The sequence below is a fragment of the Aquitalea sp. genome (assembly GCF_030150775.1).
Lineage (GTDB): Bacteria > Pseudomonadota > Gammaproteobacteria > Burkholderiales > Chromobacteriaceae > Aquitalea > Aquitalea denitrificans.
The window spans coordinates 25305-44564 of sequence record NZ_JASLFG010000015.1 but is presented as its reverse complement, the minus strand read 5'-3'; the positions used below and the strand labels follow the sequence as shown (position 1 = coordinate 44564).

Below are 19260 nucleotides of genomic sequence, written 5' to 3'. Positions count from 1 at the left end.
ACCAGGAAGAAACCCCATGCCCACCTTGAACACAGACCAACCGGCAGCCGAAGCCGGCCAGCCATCACCCGGCGGCAGCCTGCTGCGCGATGGCCGCTACCGCAACGCCCAGCCACGCCGCGCTGGCGGGCTGCGCGACACCCTGCGCATCATGCTGCGATTTTTCACCGACAAATCACCACAGGCTGTGCCCGCCCAACCCATCCAGCCACTGCCCCTGAGCCCGGCCGACCTGGCCGCTGCGCCAGACCACAGCCTGTGGCGGCTGGGCCATTCCACCGTACTGTTCAAGCTGGATGGTGTGTTCCTGCTGACCGACCCGGTGTTCGGCCAGCGTGCCTCGCCTTTTTCTTTCATCGGCCCCAAGCGTTTCCACGCGCCGCCCATCGCGCCGGAAGCCTTGCCACCGCTGGATGTGGTGATCATCTCCCACGACCATTACGACCATCTGGACCGCAGCACCGTACAGGCCTTGCAGCACAAGACCCGTTTGTTCGTCACCCCGCTGGGGGTGGGTGATCGCCTGCAAGCCTGGGGCATTCCGGCAGAAAAAATCCGCCAGCTGGACTGGTGGCAAGGCACGGCTGCCGGGCCGCTGCACATCACCGCCACCCCGGCCCAGCACTTTTCCGGGCGCGGCCTGACTGATGGCAACTGCACCCTGTGGGCATCCTGGGTGATACGCAGCAGCCAGAGCCGGGTATTTTTCAGTGGTGACAGCGGTTATTTCGACGGCTTTCGCCAGATTGGCCTGCGCCACGGCCCCTTCGACCTCACCCTGCTGGAAAACGGTGCCTACAACGAAGACTGGGCAGACGTGCACATGCACCCCGAGCAAACCCTGCAAGCGCATCTCGACCTGCGCGGCGCGGTATTGCTGCCCATCCACAACGGCACTTTCGATTTGGCACTGCATGGCTGGACCGAACCGCTGGAGCGCATCAGCACACTGGCCGCACAAGCTGGCGTGCCGCTACGCACCCCCTGCTTTGGCGAAAGGCTGGACATCCGCCAGCCGGCAGAAACCAGCGCATGGTGGCGCCGCCCGGTACTTGGCCATGTGCCGGACCAGGCCGTACCACTGACAGCGGCAGGCTGCAGCAGCTTGCAGTAAGCAGGACCAAGCCAGGTACACCACTATCCAGCAGCAAAATCTACGCCTTGCATGGCAGCTTTCTGCTATATTTGATTTTGTACACAATCATAAAGAGCAGTGTCATGCACTACCCCATCCCCCTGTCCCGCTCCAGCCCGCTGCGCATTCCGTTGATGGCCAGCAGCGTGCGCGCCGGCTTCCCCAGCCCGGCCGACGACTACGTGCAGGACAATATCAACCTCAACACCCTGCTGGTGGACGACCCGGACTGCACCTTCCTGATGCTGGCCAGCAACGACGCCATCCACGGCATTTTCAAGGGTGATTACGTGCTGATCGACAAGGCGCGCAGCCCGGTGCATGGCAATGTGGTGGTGGCTGCGCATGAGGACGGCTTTGTGCTGCGCCGCCTGCACAAGCAGCAGGGCCTGCTGGCCTTGATGGCCGATGCGCCCGGCTATCCGCTGATTCCGGCCGAGGGCGATTACATGCTGCAGATCTGGGGCGTGGTGATTGCCGTGGTGCGGCGGCTGGTATGAGCACCTTTGCGCTGGTGGACGGCAACAGCTTCTATACCAGCTGCGAGCGGGTATTCCGCCCCGACCTGATAGGCCGCCCCATCATCGTGCTGTCCAATAATGATGGCTGCGTGGTGGCACGCTCCGCCGAGGCCAAGGCGCTGGGCATACCGGCCTTCCTGCCTTTTCATCAGGTACAGCAACTATGCCGCAAACATCGGGTAACGGTGTTTTCCAGTAATTACGCACTGTACGGCGACATGTCACGCCGCATGATGAATATGCTGTCGCGCTTTGCGCCGGCGCAGGAAATCTACAGCATCGACGAATGTTTTCTGGATGTTACCGGCATTCCGGATCTGGACAGCCACGGCCACCGCATCCGCCAGGCCGTATGGCAGGGCTTGGGCATTCCCACCTGTGTGGGCATGGGCAGCAGCAAGACGCTGGCCAAGCTGGCCAACCATGTGGCCAAAAAGCGGCCTGAGTGGAAGGGCGTGTTTGAATGGGACTGGCTCAACCCGCGCGAGGCCGACCGGTTGCTGGCCGAATTTGCGGTGGGTGAAGTGTGGGGTATTGGCCGGCGCATTGCCGAAAAGCTGGCACTGATGCATATCCACAGTGCCCTGGACCTGAAACAGGCCGACCCGCGCCACATCAAGCGCAAGTTCAATGTGGTGGTGGAACGCACGGTGGCGGAGCTGAACGGCGTGGCCTGCCTGACACTGGAGGACGTGGCTCCGACCAAACAGCAGATCATCTCCAGCCGCAGCTTCAGCCGGCTGGTGCACGACCTGCCCGCGCTGTGCGCCAGCATCAGCCACCACGTGGCCCGCGCCGCCGAAAAGCTGCGTGGCCAAGGCTGCGTGGCCGGGCTGATGGGTGTCAGCATCCGCACCAACCCGTTTCGCGACCTGGGCCAGTACCACGGCTACACCTGCGTGCCGCTGGTCCACCCCAGTGCCGACACCCTGCTGCTCAACCGCGCCGCCCAGGCCGCGCTGCGCGCTATCTGGCGCAAGGAGTTCAGCTACCACAAGGCCGGGGTCATCCTGATGGACATCGGCACCCCAGCCATCCAGCAACACGATCTGTTCAGCCCCCCACCCGACCCCAAACGCGCCCAACTGATGGCCGCCATCGACAAGCTCAACCGCGACTTTGGCAGTGGCACGATAAGGCTGGGGGCGGAAGGACTGAGCGAGGACTGGCGCATGCGGCAAAACATGAAATCACCCTGCTACACCACCAGGATTGGGGATGTGATGCAGGTGGAGTGACTTTAAGCGCAAGTTTTGGGCCATCGCCCACCCTTGGGCTGGATACGTCCACCACCTGCTTCAACACGCGCACCGGTCATCAACAACGCGACAAAAGCGGTGGCGATTCATGGCGCACTGACAATTCAGGCGAAGACAAAGTATTTACGCACTGTCTCAACCACTTCCCAAGTACCTTTCATGCCAGGTTCGATCACAAAGACGTCACCGGCTTTCAAGTGCACTGCTTGCTCACCTTCCGGTGTGATGATGCAGTAGCCATCAAGGAAGTGGCAGTACTCCCACTTCTCGTAATTCACCTCGAACTTGCCCGGGGTGCAAATCCAGGTTCCCATGATTTTGCTGCCATCCCTGGAAAGATAGGCATTGAGGTTGACAGTGTGTGGGTCGCCCCCGATACGCTTCCACTTGGTGGCATCAACCACCGGGATCGGGCAGGTTTCACGCAGTACAGTGATGAAATCGGACATGTCAGTTCCAAACAATCGGATGAAAACCACCCGATTATCGGTTCTAATCCATGCTAGAAATTGTCTGATTCCGACCAGATTTGTTGATGAATTGGTCGCAAAATTCCCGAACTGACTCATGGCACATGGTGCTTTGGCATCTGGTACCAGACCCAATTGTTCATTGGCACGGTGGCAAATGATTGCTGCCCACGATTTTGATTTTCAGCTGCAAGGCCGTCAGGTCAGCCTCGACGATGTTCTGCCATGGGGGCTCTGCTGATGGCGGCCACCGCCAGGTTTTATGATGCGTATCACCACCTTGCAGGCTGCACTGCGTGACACGGGCATGACCTGTTGAGACAGCCACGGCAACTATCCACACCACAGCTTTCTGCACGCTACGGCCCAGACAGCATGGATCGGAATCAGATCGCTTCCGATCCATGCCGGCATTCGACTGACGATCCTGAGTTGCTTGGCAGCAGGCAGGCCAAAGCAGCCGGTCAACAATGCAATGAGTAATGGTCGATTTACACAGGCCTCTGGGCACGCTGGCAGAAGGCATGGTGCATCGCCAGAGTTGAGTCAAGGCAACACGCTACGTATCCAGCCGAATGAAGGTCAATGCCTTTTCCAGCAGATCCACGGTTTTTTCCTGCAGATACCGGCGCTCCTCGTCGGAAGCAAGCCGGGCAAACAGGCTGCGCACATGTTCCCTGACCTCCTCCTCGCCGGGTGCCGGTATCTTGTGCCACTGTTCGATGATTCCCTGCAGATAGCTGTTCAGTTCCGCTTCCACTGCATGTAAATGCTGCATTCCTATCCCCTTTTGCAGTGATTATCACAAACATCAGTTAAGAAGAATGTAGAACTTACGTATTAGTCCGATTAATCCTGCCAGGCCCGGCTCAGCCATCAGGTCGCAAATCGACGGCGGTATTCTGCCGGCGTGCAGTGCAGTTCCCGCTGGAACAAACGGCGGAAACTGGCTGAGTCGGCGTAACCAACCCGGCCAACAATCTCGTCCAATGACAGCGCGCTGGTTTCCAGCAGGCGGCGTGCAGCCTGCAAGCGTAGCTGTTGCAGGTAGCGCAGCGGCGGTTGACCAAGCGCCAGCTGGAAACGCCGCATTACCGTGCGTTCACTGGCACCCACGCTGTCAGCCATCTCACCCAGCCGGTAGGGCCGATCCAGATGTCGCTGCAACCAATCCTGACAGCGCAGCACCAGCGCGTCGCCATGGCCGGCGAAACTCTGCATGGACATATAAGGTGCCTGGCTGGCCCGGTTGATATCTGCCAGCATCAGCCGCGAGCAGGACATGGCCAGTGCCATTCCGCCTTCCTGCCGGATCAGCCGCAAGGCCAGGTCGATATAGGAGGTCGTTGCCCCGCCGCACCACACGCCATCTGCCTCGCTACAGGTGGCGTAATCCTGTAGCTGCACTTGCGGATAGCGCTGACCAAACCAGTGGTGCAGCCACCAGCTCACCGTCGCGGACCGGCCGTCCAGCAAACCATGCTCGGCCAGCAAGGGCACGCCAGTACAGAAAGACAGAATGCGCCGACCTGCCGCATGCAGGCGAACCGCCAAGGCACCGGCTGTCGTTTCGGCCGCCAGCCTGGCTTCAAATTCGCTCAAACACTGATAGGTCAGCGGCGGCAGCACCAGCGTGTCCGCCTCCTCGGCCAGCGCCACATCTCCATCCGGAGTCAGTTTGATGCCGGAGGCGGTTGCTACTGCTTGGCCATCCAGGCTGAACACCCGCCAGTGAAACGGTTCGGGCCAGCCCTTGCGTGCCGCAATCTGGTTGGCAAAATGCAGCAGATCGATAAACCCGGTTACGCTGCCGGCATAACAGCCGTCCAGCAAAAGAAAACGTACCTGATGCATGAGATTGGCAATATCGACATGAAGATTGTCGATATTGCCACTGCAACCAGCAAAATGTCACTGCTAGACTGCCAGCCATTGCTTATTTCAGCCGCCAGACACAAGGAACCAGCATGCATATCGAAGACGTTTGCCTCAGCATCAGCCCCATAGCAGGCCAACCTGGCTGGTTCAATGCCGAGGTAGATGACAGCTGGGCGCAGGGCCGCACCCTGTTTGGCGGTATACAGGCGCTGCTGGCGGTGCGCGCCATGCGCACCGCCATGCCGGATCTGCCGCCGCTGTGGTCGCTGCACACCACCTTTGCCGCCCCCGCGGCACCAGGCCGGCTTGGCCTGCACGTGGAACTGCTGCGCCAAGGCCGCTCGGCAGTGCAGATGGCGACACGACTGCTGGCTGGCGACCAGGTGGCCGCCATGTTTGTGGCCGTTTTCGGCGCGTCACGGGATTCAGCCCTGTCGCTCAGGCCGGCAGCCCGGCCATTGGCGGACGGGATCAGCGGAGGCCCCGAGTTGCCTTTCATCCCCGGCATGTCGCCGGAATTCACCCGTCACTATGCCTACCGCTGGGTGGAAGGCGGCCTGCCGTTCAGCGGTCACTCCCAGCCGGCCAACCGCATCTTGCTGCGGCAGCGCGACCCCGGACTGATGGGCGAAGAACAGATCGTGGCCATGGCCGATGCCATTCCACCGGTGGCGCTGTCCATGGTGCAGGGGCACGCCCCCGCCAGTACCATCAGCTGGGAACTGGAGTTCGTCCACCACGGCCAGCCGGTCAGCAATGAGGGCTGGTGGCGCATGGATGCCAGCCTGGTTGCCGCGCGCGATGGCTATACCAATCAGGATGCCCATCTGCACGGGCCGGATGGCGAACTGGTGGCCCTGTCGCGCCAGGTAGTGGCGGTATTTGCCTGAGCGCCATGGCGGCTGCAGTGCCGGTCATTGCACCGGCCTTTGTTTCTGACCAGCCTGCCCGGCCTGCTCATCACCCTGCTGGCGGCCTGCTGTTGTAGCCTGCTGCCAACCGTACTCATCGACGTAACAGCCACTGGTCTGCTGCGCCACTTTCTGGGAGGCTGATGCCATGCACAACACCATAGCCGCCAGCACACACCGGATCGCCACCCCCCCACGGCACGCTGCATGCCCAATGCTGGCAGCCAGCCACCGCCAAGCTGCCCTTCAGCGCCATGCCCATCCTGCTGCTGCACGATTCGCTGGGCTGCGTGGCCCTGTGGCGTGATTTTCCCGCCCTGCTGGCCGAGCAGACCGGCCATCCGGTGATTGCCTATGACCGGCTGGGTTTTGGCCAGTCAGATGCCCGTAATGACCGGTTGGTGCTGGATTTCATCGCCACCGAGGCAGTAGAGTATTTCCCGCTGCTGCAAGCACATTTCGGCTTTGCCCGCTGCATCGTCATGGGCCACAGTGTGGGCGGCGGCATGGCGGTGTACTGCGCCGCCATGCACCCGGACAGCTGCGCCGCACTGATTACCGAATCAGCCCAGGCCTTTGTTGAAGACCGCACCCGTAGCGGGATAGCACTGGCGCGCACGCAGTTTCGTCAGCCGGACGCTATGCAGCGACTGGCTCGCTACCATGGCGACAAGGCAAAATGGGTAGTCGATGCCTGGACCGAAACCTGGCTTGCCCCCGATTTTGCCGACTGGTCGCTGGCTGCCGTGTTACCACAGGTGCGCTGCCCGACACTGGTGATTCACGGAACCGAGGACGAGTACGGCACCAAGCGACATCCGCAACAGATTGCCGCCGGCGTGCAGGCCCGCGCCGAACTGCACCTCATGCCGGGCATCCGCCATGTACCGCACCGGGAGCAGGACGTAACAGTCGCCAGAATGATCCGGCACTTTTTGCGGCACCCCTCACCCGGCAACCCGCCGCCACCCGATATATTCCGGTACCCCTGAACACAGCGCCCAAGATTGGTAAACAATTCTTTCCAGATGCTACAATCCGCCACAGCAGGCCCCAGCCACGGGGAAGCTCCTGTCTGCCAGAGGATGCCATGACCAACACCACCGCACTGCCCGTAACGGAATTTCGCGCCAAGCAGGTTTACGAGCAAGTTGCCGACAAGATCCGCGAAAGTATCGACAACGGCCACTTCCCGGTTGGCACGCGCCTGCCTGCCGAGCGTGTGCTGGCCAGCCGTTTTGGTGTCAGCCGTCCGGCAGTCCGGGAGGCCATCGGTGCACTGCAGAATGAAGGGCGGGTTTTCACCAAACAGGGGTCCGGCACCTATGTGAATGCCCTGCCCGACACACCGATCCTGGCCACGGTTCAAACCGGTACCGGCAGCCTGCCACCCGATGCCGACCTCAGCCCGCTGGCCACGCTGGAAGTACGCCTGCTGATGGAGCCGACCATTGCCCGGCTGGCCGCCAGACAGCATAGACGCGATCCGCTGGCAGAGCAGTATCTGGCGATGATGGCGAGCGTGCATGATATTTCCGATCCGCAACAGCAAGCGCTGTGGCACGAGAGCGACCGCCTGTTCCACCACCAACTGGCCGCCATGACCCTTAATCCGCTCATCATCAAGATGGCCGACGAAATATCCAAAAGCATGGACCAGCCACTATGGCAAAGGCTGCGTGATGATGGAATTTACGACCCTGACCGCATCCGGCTCTACGTCGCCGAGCATCAGCTGATCTACGAAGCCATCGTCAACGGCGATGCCGACGCCGCGGCCTTTTATGTGGAAGGCCATATCAAGCGGGTGCGCAAGGACATTGCCACACGCTAGCCTGTTCCTGCCCCGCACTGCCGGAGCCGCGCCGGCCATCCCGCTCCCATCTTGCCTGAAGCGCCACCTGATGCAGGGGCAAGCACCACCCGATCCTGCCCACCACTACTCCGATCTGCGCCGCCATTTCCCACTCCGCACCGAAAACAGCCAGGTGCAGCGGCAAGCACTTGCTCCCGCGCAAGCCTGTCTGCCCCTGCACAGCCTTATTCCGGTCAGAACAACGAACCAAAATGCAGGTTTAGCAGCCAGCCACGACCAAACTCTGCCATCCTGTTGCAAATTGGTCACCAATATCACCTGCATTTCATTTTTGGTTTATTTTGTTTGCCACATTAACGAGTGACTGGTAATAATTCAGCCATCCACATTATTTTGGTAAACATTAAAACCAAATTTGAAAGACAGGTTTTAATTGAAGACCAGAATGCAAAGTCAATGCGAGGGGTGAAGCATCATGAACCAACCGACAAGCCTGCCGGTACTGACCGCTCAGCAAACTGCAGACATGCTGCCCTTCAAGCAGCTGTGCCAGGTACTTTCCACTGCCGCCATTGAGTATCAGGCCGGGCAGATTGCCAGCCCGGAACGGCAGGTACTGCCACTGGCCGGCGAGGGTGTGCTGCTATCCATGCCGGCGACTGCACGCGATATCGGCATGCACAAGCTGGTGAATGTATGCCCGGCCAACAGCGCCAGCCAGTTACCCACCATTAACGGCATCGTCAGTGTTTACGACGCGGCTACCGGGCTGCCGCTGCTGGTGCTGGATGGCCCCACAGTCACCGCCAGACGCACCGCTGCCGTCTCCATGCTGGCCATTTCCCTGCTGCACCCGGCTGCGCCGACCCATGTCTCGCTGATTGGTAAGGGCAAGCAGGCTTCCGGGCATCTGGAGGCGCTGGCCACCTTGTATCCGGGCATCCGCGTAGATGTACATGGCCTGAACCTGGACTCCGCACAAGCATTCTGCCAACGCCACGCCGCGCTAAACCTGCAACTGCAACCGGCAAGCGGTCGCATTGCGGAAAAATCGACCGTGGTCATCATGCTGACCACCAGCAAGGCCCCGGTATACAACGAAGCTGCCCGGATCGATCGCCTGCTGATCGGTGTCGGGGCCTTCAAGCCGGACATGGCCGAGCTGGGTCCTGTCTCCATCGCAGGTAGTCAGCTGTTCTCCGACGACCCGGCGGGTGCGCGCCACGAAGCCGGCGACCTGATCCAGGCCGGCATCGACTGGAACAGCGTAGCCTCGCTGGCCGACGCGGTGGCTGGCCGGGTAGACCCTGGCCGACCGGTTATCTTCAAGAGCGTAGGCACGGCAGCATGGGACCTGGCCGCCGCACGCTGCGCACTGCAGCACTGGCAAGCCAGCCATCCCGCCAACGCATGAGCAAGCAGGGCCATGGCCCTAAGCAACAACATCGTGCCAAGCAACACCCTCTGGCTGCGACACCCCGAAAAGGACACCAGCATGAGCATCAAACTAGAAGGCTTTGTCGTTGAAACCGTGGAAATGCATACCGGTGGCGAACCGGTACGCATCGTGTGCAATCTGATCGAACACATTAAGGGTGAGGACATTCTGGCCAAACGCCGCTTCATGAGCGAACAGCTGGACGAGGTGCGCCGTCTGCTGATGTTTGAACCGCGCGGGCATTACGACATGTATGGCGCGGTGCTGGTAGAGCCATCGCTGCCCGGTGCCGATCTGGCTGTGCTGTTCACCCATAACGAAGGCTATAGCACGATGTGCGGCCACGCCATCATCGCCCTGGCGCGCTTTGCGGTGGATACCGGCCAGGTCAAGGCGGTGGAGCCACTCACCCGGGTGGGAATCGAATGCCCCTGCGGCCTGGTGGAAGCCTATGTCGACGTAGTGAACGGCAAAGCCGGTGCCGTGCACTTTGACAGCGTACCCGCCTTTGCTTTTGCGCTGGACCTACCGGTACAGGTGCCGGGCGTGGGCGAAGTTACCGTCGATATCGGCTACGGCGGTGCCTTTTATGCCATTACCGATGCAGCCCGGCTGGGCGTGACACTGGATGGCCGACTGCGTGATCTGGTGGATGCCGCCTCGGCGCTGACTGCCGCCGTCAACCAGGCCATCCAGGTGCGCCACCCGGAGGCCGAGGACCTGGGCTTTTTATACGGCAGCATCCTCACCGATGGCCGCGACACGGCCGAGGCCGGCTGCAGCCGCAATGTATGCGTGTTTGCCGATGCCGAAGTGGACCGTAGCCCAACAGGGTCGGGGGTGACTGCGCGTATGGCAATTCGCCACGCCAAAGGGCAGGTTGCGCAAGGTGAGTCATGTGAGTTTGAAAGCCTGACCGGTGCGCGCTTCACCGCAGCGGTGAGACAGCCGGCCACGCTGCCGGGCCATGCCGCCGTACGTGTGCACGTGGGTGGCCGCGCCTACTACAGCGGCAAGGCCAGCTGGTCGTTGGAACCCGGTGATTTGATTGGCCAAGGATTCCTGCTGCGCTGAAATAGCACCTATCGACCGCACCCGACTTCAACTCGGCACAAATAGCCTTTGGCAACCTGCTGATGCCGATAGTTGTTACTTACTTATCGTTCGTTTTTTTGTGTTCTACGCCATGCATACCGCAAGGCACTGGCATCATCGCGGGCCTGATGCGACCGGAGGTGCCACTTTTTGTTTTTCGGAATCTATCGATGATTTGTCTGGGTTAAATAATTGTGGTGTCAATTCGAGGTTGGCCAACAGAAGTCGGTTTTTCATAAAAAAAGAACTTCTCCAAGGCCAATCCCATATTGGGGCATCTGTTAATTGCAGGCCTGCCAGTTGATGGTTTGATACCCGGGAATGCCTGGCTGCAAACCTTCGCAGCCAGCTGCACCCTCATTCAGCAAGGCCACCTGTCCCGTGCCAGAAACAAGTGGCGATTTAGCGTCTGTGGTTTCAGATGACAATGCGGATGTTGTCTATCACATTTCGTACTCCTGGCATCCCGGCTGCTGCATGCCTGGCTAACGCTTGCTCTGACCAGCTATGTACACTGCCACCAAGAATGACATCGGCGCCATCAATGCTGACGGTGATGCTGTCAATATCGCGGATGGCACGGCGCTTGAGGGCTGTTTGCACTTCTTGCTTGACTGCACTGCTGATCGGTTTGCTGCGTAGCTTGATGGCATTGCTTATGCCGGTCACCCCCGAAAGATGGCGCAACACATTGCTTGCTGCTTTGCGCTGGAAGTCCCATTCGACATCGCCGGCCAGCGTAATCCAGCCATTTTCAACCATGACCTTGATCGCATGCCCCTTGAGTGTCCCCATCAGTTGCAGCGCGCTGGCGGCTGCATGTGAAATATCGCTATCACTACGCTGTTCTGCATCAGGAACGACAACTGTCAGTTCAACCGCCAGTGCCTGAACACCCTCGACCCGCAAGGCAGCACGTTCGGCTGACCACTTCTGGGTGGCATCGGTCACGACGCCGCTCAGGGTAACGACACCATCGTTGACTTGCACGCCGATTTGACTGCTATTGATCTGCGGGTCCCACTGCAATTCAGCGATGACATCAGTCTGTAGCTGGGTATCTGTCTTGATCATGATTGCTACTCCTTTGGGTCGGAACATGCATCATCACCAACAATTTGCTTAACGGTCTGTCTGTTAACGCACTTACTCCACGCCGGGCATTGAGTAACAGGGTCTGCCATAAGCAACGCAAACAATGCTTCCATCATGGCGCGGTCTCGGTTTTATTCTTGATACCCGTCTTTGGTGGACTGAACATGAGGCCGGGTTAACACCAGAAATACCACGACAGCGGCAACTGGAACTGTGGCATGGCAATAAGCTTGCCGAGCCTGAGGGTACAGAATCTGTTCGACGACTTACTAATCGGGCAGACCGCTCGGCGTGGCGTTATCGCCGCATGAAAGCCCTACATGGCCCCCTGTCAGTGACTATGTATGCTACTGCACCGACTGCGCTCGCTCTGATGCATAAAGATATCCTGACCGGCTGCCATGTGCATATGCCGGCACTCAAACAGGAGCCGCACAGTGAACCCTATTACCTTTTTCATTGTTGTCAGTTTGCTCGCCATTGGCGCTGGTATCGGCATGCTGGGGAGTACCTGGCTGGCGGTCATGGTCTGGTGCCTTGGCATTCTGATTGGCATGTCACTCAAAATGGCTAATACCTGGCAGAAATTTGTAGTACTACGTGCGGGCAAGCTGCAAGGTGTGCGCGGCCCGGGCCTGTTTGCCATCATCCCCGTGCTGGATAGCGTGGTAGCCATTATTGACGAGCGCATCCAGACAACTGCATTCAATGCCGAGCAGGCACTTACTCGGGATACCGTACCGGTCAATGTTGATGCCGTCATTTTCTGGCATGTACACGATGCACAAAAGGCTGCGTTGGCAATTACCGATTTTCAACAGGCCATTGACAGGGTAGCCCAGACTTCGCTGCGGGAAATGATTGGTTCTTCAATGTTGGCGGCATTGTTATCAGACCGGCGCGCCGCAGACCAGCAACTGTGCGCAGATATTGGTCATAAAACCAGTGAGTGGGGCATTACGGTCAGCTCGGTGGAAGTAAGGGATGTTGCCATTCCTGTGGCATTACAGGATGCCATGTCACGCCAGGCACAGGCCGAGCGTGAGAAGCAGGCCCGTATCATTCTTGGCGCTGCGGAGGCTGAAATTGCCGGCCAGTTTGTCCAGGCTGCTCGTATTTACCAGGCGCAGCCCGGAGCGTTGCAGCTGCGTGCAATGAACATCATCTACGAAACAACAAAGGAGCGAGGAACCACCATTCTGATTCCCAGCGCCATGGTGGACAGCATGAACCCTGCCGTTGTGGCTTTGGCCGTCACAGCAAGTAGCATTCTGCCTTCCGAAGAAAACACGACACCCGGACCAGAATGAGTTCTGGACATGATCACCAGCGCTGTTGCGCCAGCACGGCCACTCACTGGAGAAACACCATGATCTTTACTTTTCATTCACAGGCATCCGGTAATTTGCTGATATTTGATTACGATGCTGTGAATCGCCCTGGCCTCTCTAGACACTCTTGAGCCGTTGGAAATATTGCTTACCGGCAATAGCCCGTTTGCGGAGGAATGCCGACGTTTCGGGTGGTAGAACATCTCGATGCGATCATGGCTCAAGCACAGGGATGACTCACGCTCCGCTGAAAAATCTGTACTTTCTCGACACGAAAAACATCGCAAGAAAGACCACTTAGCCTCATTTGCCCAGCACTAATGCGCAGCAGGAGAAGCAGCAATCCCGGTAAAGATCATCGCTTGCATATGTGAGACGATTTCATCATTGCTATAGCGTCCAAAGTCTTTCATGTAATCGACAGCCGGGTCGCAAGTGCGCGAATAATAGGCGTATAGAAGTACATCCGTCGGCAGATCGGAACGGATTTCTCCGGCAGATTTTGCTTGCTCCACAATGGCCTGCAACTGTTTGTGCAGTTTGTAGACACGCGTCACATACCGGATGCTGCGTGTCAGCATTTCCCTCACCTGCGGACTGGTGGATGGCAAAAACGGTAGCCCTCCCTCCAGCCTTATCCGCAGCGCCCATTCCAGCAGACTGCCTAAACGGGCTTTACCGCTCAGTGAGTCGTCCAGCCGTTCAAGATAGTCAAGCGCCCCATCCAGCAACCGGATCATCACCTCCGTCGCAAGATCTTCCTTCGACTTGAAATGTTTGTACAAGCTGGGCTTGGAGATACCGGCACCTTCCGCGACATCGTCCATGGTCATCAGGTCGAATCCCTTGCTCGCCAACAAATGTGTAGTGGCATCCAGCACAGCCTGTTCGCGCAACTTGAACGCCTGATCCTTGAAGCTGAGCTTGCTTAAAATACTCATGAGTACGACCTTTTACTAATCAGTAGCTTTTTTTCCAAAGCGGTTATATGCTGAATATAAGCACTGCGCCGCCGAGTGCCAAGTGATTTGAATGGATTGATCGCAGAGGGTGCACTTGGCCCTTGTGCAGAGGCCCTTCCGCACAGCCCTCTGCAGGCCAGGAACATGTCATAACGTCTTTTCCGGGAGTGATGGTGAACGCAAATCCAGTCCAGCGTCAGCGCGTGGCAGTCATCGGTGCCGGAATTGCCGGACTCGGCAGTGCATGGCTACTTTCCGCCGGCCATGACGTCACCTTGTTCGAGGCTGCTGATTATGCCGGCGGGCATACCAATACGGTGGATCTGGAGCTGGAAGGCCACGCTTTCTCGGTTGATACCGGTTTTCTGGTTTTCAACGAGCGCACCTACCCTAATCTGATTGCGCTATTCGATGAGCTGGGCGTAGCTTCTTGCGGAACCGAGATGTCCTTTAGCGTCTCCCTGGACCAAGGGCGTGACGAATGGGCAGGCAGCAATCTGGATACCGTGTTTGCACAACGCGGCAAACTGCTGTCACCGGGTTTCTACCGCATGCTGTCCGACATTCTGCGTTTCAATAAGGCAGCACCTCGCTTGCTGGAAGGTGCGCTCAAAGACCAGCTATCGCTAGGCAAACTTCTGCAGCAAGAAGGCTTTGGTCAACGCTTTCGCGATCAATATCTGGTGCCAATGGCCGCGGCCATCTGGTCCAGCCCCAATAGTGAGATTCTGGAGTTTCCGGCAGCGACCTTCTTGCGCTTCTGCATGAATCACGGTTTGTTGCAGATCAGTCAGCGCCCGCGCTGGTTTACCGTACCCGGCGGGGCGCGTCAGTATGTCAGAAAACTGCTGGTGCACATTCCAGATTTACGCCTGTCTTCGCCAGTGCTGTCGGTGCATCGCGATGAGGATGGCGTGATTGTGAATAGCCGCCATGGGCAAGAGCGCTTCGACAGCGTGGTCTTTGCCACTCACGCCCCTCAAACCCTTGCCATGCTGGCCGACGCCAGTACAGAAGAGCGAGCTGTGCTGGGCGCGGTGCGCTATCAAGCCAATACGGCAGTATTGCACGGCGATCCGGCTTTATTGCCCAAGCGGCACAAGGTGTGGTCCGCCTGGAACTTCCTGGCCGACAGCAGACAATCAGCACAGCGCGCTGTGTGTGTCAGCTATCTACTCAATACGCTACAGCCTGTACCGGTTTCTTCGCCCATCATCGTCACACTGAATCCGGTACGGGAGCCAGAGCGATCGCTGGAGTATGCCCGCTTCATCTATGAGCACCCTTTGTTCGATAAAGCTGCGATTCAAGCCCAGACCCGGCTACCCGCCTTGCAGGGCAAGCGCCACACTTGGTTCGCCGGAGCCTGGACCGGTTATGGGTTCCACGAAGATGGTCTGAAATCAGCATTGCGCGTAGCGCAGGACTTTGTCGCACTGCCAAGATGGGCGAGGCTGGACTGATGACTAATGCTTATATCGTCAAGGGAACGGTCATGCACCAGCGACTGCGCCCTGCTCATCACCGCTTTCGGTATCCGGTGTTTGCCGTGCGCTTGCGTTTGTCAGCGCTGGATGAGATTGGCAATGCCTGGTTCGGGGTCAATCGCTTCCGTTTGATGTCTGTGCGTACTGGCGACTACGGACCGCGCGATGGCAGTCCACTCCTACCCTGGATTCGCAGTCAATTGGCCAAGGCCGGTTTGCCTGATGATGGCGAGGTCTGGCTGCAAACCTTTCCCCGCCTGTTCGGCTATGCATTCAACCCGGTCAGCTTCTGGTACTGCCATGATGTCAACGGACAGTTGGTGGCGGTGCTTGCCGACGTCAACAATACATTTGGTGAACACCACGCCTACCTTCTGGCCAATAAAAATGGCCAGCCCATTCGCAATGGCATTGCCCTCACCTGCGTCAAACAGTTGCATGTATCCCCCTTCTGCCAAGTCGCCGGTCATTACCTGTTCAGGCTGGCCGAGCGGGCTGATCGCATGCTGATGCGCATTGATTACCACGATGCGGATGGTGTGCTGCTCAATACCAGTGTTTCCGGTGACATGACACCGCTGACAGCGGCTACCGCACTTTCAGCCCTGCTACAGCAACCCTTGCTGACGGTGTCCATCATGCTGCGCATTCATTGGCAGGCATTACGTCTGTTGTGCAAGAAAGTGCCGTTCTTCAGCAAACCGCAGCCACCATCCAGCCATCTGACTCACGGACAGGAGTTCCACCCATGAGCCTTTCCCGCGCCCTAGACATCCCGTGCTGCACTCCTTCTTTTACCGGGAAGATCCTGCTATCCAGGCTGAGTCGGCTATGCCATGGCAGCTTGCGCCTGATTACGCCGGATGGTTCCGCGCACTGGTTCGGCACCGCGGGGGAGACACCGGATGCCGAGTTGCATGTGCACGACTGGGCAGCCTGCAGCAAGCTGCTGCTGGCCGGAGATATCGGTTTTGCCGAAGCTTACCGAGACGGCTTGCTTGACTCGCCCGACCTGGTCGCCTTGCTAAGGCTGGCACTGCGCAATCAAACCGTACTCGGCACTGCCGCTAGTGGCAGCCTGCCGGCTCGTGCCTGGTATTGGCTGAAACACAGGCTGCGCCGCAACAGCAAAGCCGGTAGCAAACGTAACATCCATGCGCACTATGATCTGGGCAACGACTTCTACCAGCTGTGGCTGGATCCTACTTGGACTTACTCCAGCGCCTGGTTCGATGGCCATTACGCTTTGCCCTTAGCGCAAGCACAGGCAGCCAAATACCAGCGCATCTGCGATGTACTGGGACTGAAACCTGGCATGCGGGTACTGGAGATAGGTTGTGGCTGGGGCGGCTTTGCCGAACACGCGACACAGCAAGGCATCGCCGTGCATGGCGTCACCATTTCCAACGCCCAACTGGAATTCGCGCAACGACGTCTGGCCAACAACGTGCTGGCACGACTGGAATGGTGTGATTACCGCGATCTGCACGGCAAGTACGATGCCATTGTTTCCATCGAAATGTTTGAAGCAGTGGGCGAAGCCTATTGGCAAGGCTACTTCCGCACACTACGCGAGCTGCTCAAACCAGGCGGCAAGGCACTGGTGCAAAGCATCACCATTGCAGATAGCCGCTTCGAACGTTATCGCGCAGCTAGCGACTTTATTCAGGCCTTCATTTTCCCGGGGGGTATGCTGCCCAGCCGTAGTGAGTTCCAGCACCAGGCTACCCTGGCAGGTCTGCACACCTGTGACCGACTAGATTTTGGCCACGACTACGCGGAAACCCTGCGCCGGTGGCGGCATGGTTTTGAACACGCGCTCGACGCAGTACTCAAGCTCGGCTTTGACAATGCCTTCATCCGCATCTGGCGGCTTTACCTATGCTATTGCGAGGCCGGTTTTGACGAAGACAGCATAGGTGTATCCCAGTTCTTGCTGCAGGAAGCACAACCGTGAAGCGCCTGTGCATCGTGCTGCTGACCGGGCTGCCGCTATTGGCTTCTTGCAGTACGCCTGACATACAAAGCTACCGCGACAACACGCCCAAGTTGGATTTGTACCAGTTTTTCTCCGGCCACACCCAGGCCTGGGGAATGTTCCGTGACCGTAACGGCAAACTGATCAAGCGCTTCAGCGTGGACATCAACAGCCACCGCGATGGTGATGCACTGATTCTGGATGAACACTTTCTTTACGCCGACGGCACACGCCAGCAACGCAGCTGGCGTCTTGTACCCAAAGGTGATGGCAAGTGGCACGGCACGGCGGCAGATGTGATCGGTGAGGCCGAAGGTGAAGTGGCTGGCAACGCACTGCACTGGCGCTACAGTCTGCGCCTGCCGGTAGACGGGCGGGAATGGGCGGTGGACTTCGATGACTGGATGTTCCTGCAGGACAATTACACCATGCTCAATAGCGCGCACATGAGCAAATTCGGCTTCGGACTGGGTGAAGTCAGCCTGTTTTTCCGCAAGGAGTAGGGCCATGCCATTTGCACCTCCCAATACCCCCATTCGCAGCTGGCCTGGCCAGCGCGTATGGCTGATCGGGGCATCCAGCGGCATTGGCGCTGCGCTAGCACGTCACCTGCTTGAAAAGGGTGCCGACGTGGTGCTGTCTGCGCGACGGCAAGCCGCATTGCGACAAGTGGCGGCTGGTCATGCACATGCACAGGTGCTGGTACACGATGTCACCGATCCGGACTCTTGGCATCAATGCTGGGCACAACTTCACGCACAAAACCACCTGCCCGATCTTGTCGTGTTCTGCGCTGCCGATTACCGGCCCGAACAAAGCTGGCAACTACATTCTGAACAAGTTCGGCAAACCCTGGACACCAATCTGGCAGGCGTGTACTTCGGTCTGGAAACCATGCTGCCGGATCTGATGACACGCCGTTCCGGTGGCCTTGCCCTGGTAGCCAGCGTAGCCGGTTATATCGGCCTGCCCGGTGCCTGCGTCTACGGACCCAGTAAGGCGGCATTGATCAATCTGGCCGAGCTGCTGTATGCCGAACTCAAACGCTACTGCCTGAATGTTTACCTCATCAATCCGGGTTTCGTCACCACCCGGCTTACCGCACTCAACGACTTCCCGATGCCGGCCATCATCAGCCCGGACGAAGCGGCCGCACGTATTGTGCATGGCCTGGAGCGCGGTTGTTTTGAAATCCATTTTCCTCGCAGGTTTACGCTATGGATCAAGCTGCTCGCGAAGCTGCCTTACTGTCTCAGACTGCCCTTGCTGCGCCATCTGGTGCGCAACTGAGGCCGCAATTGACGAAGCTGGTTGACTGGTACACCCATTTGACCCCGGAGACGCTAGCGAACATTAGCGACTTCTATGCCGCCAGTGCCTGCTTCAAGGACCCCTTCAATACCGTGCAGGACCGGGAAGGCATCACGACGGTGTTCCGTCACATGTTCAAGACCCTGGAAACGCCGGCCTTCATCATTCGCGAACAATTGCTGGACGGCGATCAGGCCTTCATCACCTGGGACTTCCGCTTCCGCAAAGGCGGCAAGGATTATCTGCTGCACGGTGGTAGCCACTTGCGCTTCAATGCCAGCGGCAAGGTTATCCGGCATCGGGATTACTGGGACTCAGCCGAGGAGTTGCTACACAAGCTGCCACTGATCGGGCCACCGCTACGCTTGCTGCGCCGCATGCTGTCGGTGCGTGATGAGGGAGAAAGCCAATGAGCAGCCGCTTCAAGGGTAACAAATCCAGCCTGCCAGCCAAGCCTTGTGCCGTATGCGGCAGGGCCATGAGCTGGCGGCGCAAGTGGACCCAGTGTTGGGATGAAGTGAAATACTGCTCTGAACGCTGCCGCCGGCAGCACTGACATCATGCGGACTACTC

General features: G+C 58.6%; 22 protein-coding genes and 1 pseudogene. 16 read left to right on the top strand and 7 right to left on the bottom strand.

From position 1 onward, the window contains the following. Nucleotides 1-16 precede the first annotated feature (16 nt). The 3 genes from QVF59_RS05475 (at nucleotide 17) to QVF59_RS05465 (ending at nucleotide 2894) form a co-directional block, all read left to right on the top strand. The gene (locus QVF59_RS05475; protein WP_287877893.1) at nucleotides 17-1114 is read left to right on the top strand and encodes an MBL fold metallo-hydrolase; all 1098 of its coding nucleotides are present in this window, start codon (nucleotides 17-19) and stop codon (nucleotides 1112-1114) included. A 104-nt stretch (nucleotides 1115-1218) separates the two neighbouring features. Further along, nucleotides 1219-1635: a LexA family protein gene (locus QVF59_RS05470; protein ID WP_287877891.1), complete on the top strand. Its 417-nt coding sequence runs from the start codon at nucleotides 1219-1221 to the stop codon at nucleotides 1633-1635. After that, entirely contained in the window at nucleotides 1632-2894 is a 1263-nt protein-coding gene (locus QVF59_RS05465) for a Y-family DNA polymerase (protein ID WP_287877890.1), read from the top strand. Before QVF59_RS05470 ends, QVF59_RS05465 begins: the two co-directional genes overlap by 4 nt. Before the next feature lie 125 nt (nucleotides 2895-3019). On the opposite strand, the gene QVF59_RS05460 is transcribed toward QVF59_RS05465, so the two are convergent. The 3 genes from QVF59_RS05460 to QVF59_RS05450 all read right to left on the bottom strand — a co-directional run bounded on the left by QVF59_RS05460 (nucleotide 3020) and on the right by QVF59_RS05450 (nucleotide 5239). Then, nucleotides 3020-3364, bottom strand: a complete 345-nt coding sequence (locus QVF59_RS05460) for a cupin domain-containing protein (protein WP_287877889.1) — start codon at nucleotides 3362-3364, stop codon at nucleotides 3020-3022. Between the two features lie 580 nt (nucleotides 3365-3944). Then, nucleotides 3945-4163: a hypothetical protein gene (locus tag QVF59_RS05455; protein WP_287877886.1), complete on the bottom strand. Its 219-nt coding sequence runs from the start codon at nucleotides 4161-4163 to the stop codon at nucleotides 3945-3947. A gap of 98 nt (nucleotides 4164-4261) precedes the next feature. Further along, nucleotides 4262-5239 (bottom strand): GlxA family transcriptional regulator, encoded by a 978-nt coding sequence (locus QVF59_RS05450; protein WP_159876357.1) that lies wholly within the window; start codon nucleotides 5237-5239, stop codon nucleotides 4262-4264. Between the two features lie 113 nt (nucleotides 5240-5352). Here QVF59_RS05450 and QVF59_RS05445 point away from each other — a divergent pair, with 113 nt between their 5' ends. Then, nucleotides 5353-6153 carry a thioesterase family protein gene (locus tag QVF59_RS05445; protein WP_287877880.1) on the top strand — a complete coding sequence of 267 codons (801 nt, stop codon included), beginning with the start codon at nucleotides 5353-5355 and terminating at the stop codon, nucleotides 6151-6153. Between the two features lie 24 nt (nucleotides 6154-6177). Here QVF59_RS05445 and QVF59_RS05440 read toward each other — a convergent pair whose 3' ends face one another. Next, nucleotides 6178-6324: a hypothetical protein gene (locus QVF59_RS05440; protein ID WP_287877878.1), complete on the bottom strand. Its 147-nt coding sequence runs from the start codon at nucleotides 6322-6324 to the stop codon at nucleotides 6178-6180. A 104-nt stretch (nucleotides 6325-6428) separates the two neighbouring features. On the opposite strand from QVF59_RS05440, the gene QVF59_RS05435 reads away from it, so the two are divergent. The 4 genes from QVF59_RS05435 (at nucleotide 6429) to QVF59_RS05420 (ending at nucleotide 10502) form a co-directional block, all read left to right on the top strand. Further along, on the top strand, nucleotides 6429-7166 hold the full coding sequence (locus QVF59_RS05435; protein WP_287877875.1) for an alpha/beta fold hydrolase: 738 nt from the start codon (nucleotides 6429-6431) through the stop codon (nucleotides 7164-7166). A gap of 98 nt (nucleotides 7167-7264) precedes the next feature. Continuing rightward, a complete protein-coding gene (locus QVF59_RS05430; protein WP_159876349.1) occupies nucleotides 7265-8008 on the top strand; it encodes a FadR/GntR family transcriptional regulator in 744 nt (247 codons plus the stop codon). Nucleotides 8009-8465: 457 nt separating this feature from the next. Then, complete coding sequence (lhpI, locus tag QVF59_RS05425) at nucleotides 8466-9404, top strand: bifunctional Delta(1)-pyrroline-2-carboxylate/Delta(1)-piperideine-2-carboxylate reductase (RefSeq protein ID WP_287877872.1); 939 nt, start codon at nucleotides 8466-8468, stop codon at nucleotides 9402-9404. A gap of 81 nt (nucleotides 9405-9485) precedes the next feature. Next, the gene (locus QVF59_RS05420; RefSeq protein WP_287877870.1) at nucleotides 9486-10502 is read left to right on the top strand and encodes a proline racemase family protein; all 1017 of its coding nucleotides are present in this window, start codon (nucleotides 9486-9488) and stop codon (nucleotides 10500-10502) included. Between the two features lie 438 nt (nucleotides 10503-10940). On the opposite strand, the gene QVF59_RS05415 is transcribed toward QVF59_RS05420, so the two are convergent. Beyond that, the gene (locus QVF59_RS05415; RefSeq protein ID WP_205677524.1) at nucleotides 10941-11597 is read right to left on the bottom strand and encodes a BON domain-containing protein; all 657 of its coding nucleotides are present in this window, start codon (nucleotides 11595-11597) and stop codon (nucleotides 10941-10943) included. A 458-nt stretch (nucleotides 11598-12055) separates the two neighbouring features. Between QVF59_RS05415 and QVF59_RS05410 the strand changes: the two genes are divergently transcribed. Beyond that, nucleotides 12056-12928, top strand: coding sequence for a slipin family protein (locus QVF59_RS05410; protein WP_240902634.1), 873 nt, complete (start codon nucleotides 12056-12058; stop codon nucleotides 12926-12928). Between the two features lie 138 nt (nucleotides 12929-13066). On the opposite strand, the pseudogene QVF59_RS20905 reads toward QVF59_RS05410, so the two are convergent. Further along, nucleotides 13067-13197: pseudogene (locus QVF59_RS20905) on the bottom strand (IS3 family transposase); the annotation flags it as partial. 69 nt (nucleotides 13198-13266) lie between these two features. Then, the gene (locus tag QVF59_RS05405) at nucleotides 13267-13890 is read right to left on the bottom strand and encodes a TetR/AcrR family transcriptional regulator (protein ID WP_159876341.1); all 624 of its coding nucleotides are present in this window, start codon (nucleotides 13888-13890) and stop codon (nucleotides 13267-13269) included. 191 nt (nucleotides 13891-14081) lie between these two features. On the opposite strand from QVF59_RS05405, the gene QVF59_RS05400 reads away from it, so the two are divergent. Genes QVF59_RS05400 through QVF59_RS05370 form a run of 7 tightly spaced genes read left to right on the top strand, consistent with a single transcriptional unit; the run spans nucleotide 14082 to nucleotide 19243 of the window. Further along, a complete protein-coding gene (locus QVF59_RS05400) occupies nucleotides 14082-15374 on the top strand; it encodes an NAD(P)/FAD-dependent oxidoreductase (RefSeq protein WP_287877866.1) in 1293 nt (430 codons plus the stop codon). Beyond that, the gene (locus QVF59_RS05395; protein WP_287877863.1) at nucleotides 15374-16150 is read left to right on the top strand and encodes a DUF1365 domain-containing protein; all 777 of its coding nucleotides are present in this window, start codon (nucleotides 15374-15376) and stop codon (nucleotides 16148-16150) included. The genes QVF59_RS05400 and QVF59_RS05395 overlap by 1 nt, the downstream gene beginning before the upstream one ends. Then, a complete protein-coding gene (locus tag QVF59_RS05390) occupies nucleotides 16147-17355 on the top strand; it encodes an SAM-dependent methyltransferase (RefSeq protein WP_287877861.1) in 1209 nt (402 codons plus the stop codon). Before QVF59_RS05395 ends, QVF59_RS05390 begins: the two co-directional genes overlap by 4 nt. Continuing rightward, nucleotides 17352-17879 carry a DUF3833 domain-containing protein gene (locus QVF59_RS05385; RefSeq protein WP_287877859.1) on the top strand — a complete coding sequence of 176 codons (528 nt, stop codon included), beginning with the start codon at nucleotides 17352-17354 and terminating at the stop codon, nucleotides 17877-17879. Before QVF59_RS05390 ends, QVF59_RS05385 begins: the two co-directional genes overlap by 4 nt. Before the next feature lie 4 nt (nucleotides 17880-17883). Continuing rightward, nucleotides 17884-18666, top strand: a complete 783-nt coding sequence (locus QVF59_RS05380) for an SDR family NAD(P)-dependent oxidoreductase (protein WP_159880777.1) — start codon at nucleotides 17884-17886, stop codon at nucleotides 18664-18666. A gap of 8 nt (nucleotides 18667-18674) precedes the next feature. Continuing rightward, nucleotides 18675-19100, top strand: a complete 426-nt coding sequence (locus QVF59_RS05375; protein ID WP_240902632.1) for a nuclear transport factor 2 family protein — start codon at nucleotides 18675-18677, stop codon at nucleotides 19098-19100. After that, nucleotides 19097-19243 carry a DUF2256 domain-containing protein gene (locus QVF59_RS05370; protein ID WP_159876329.1) on the top strand — a complete coding sequence of 49 codons (147 nt, stop codon included), beginning with the start codon at nucleotides 19097-19099 and terminating at the stop codon, nucleotides 19241-19243. Before QVF59_RS05375 ends, QVF59_RS05370 begins: the two co-directional genes overlap by 4 nt. Nucleotides 19244-19260 lie beyond the last annotated feature (17 nt).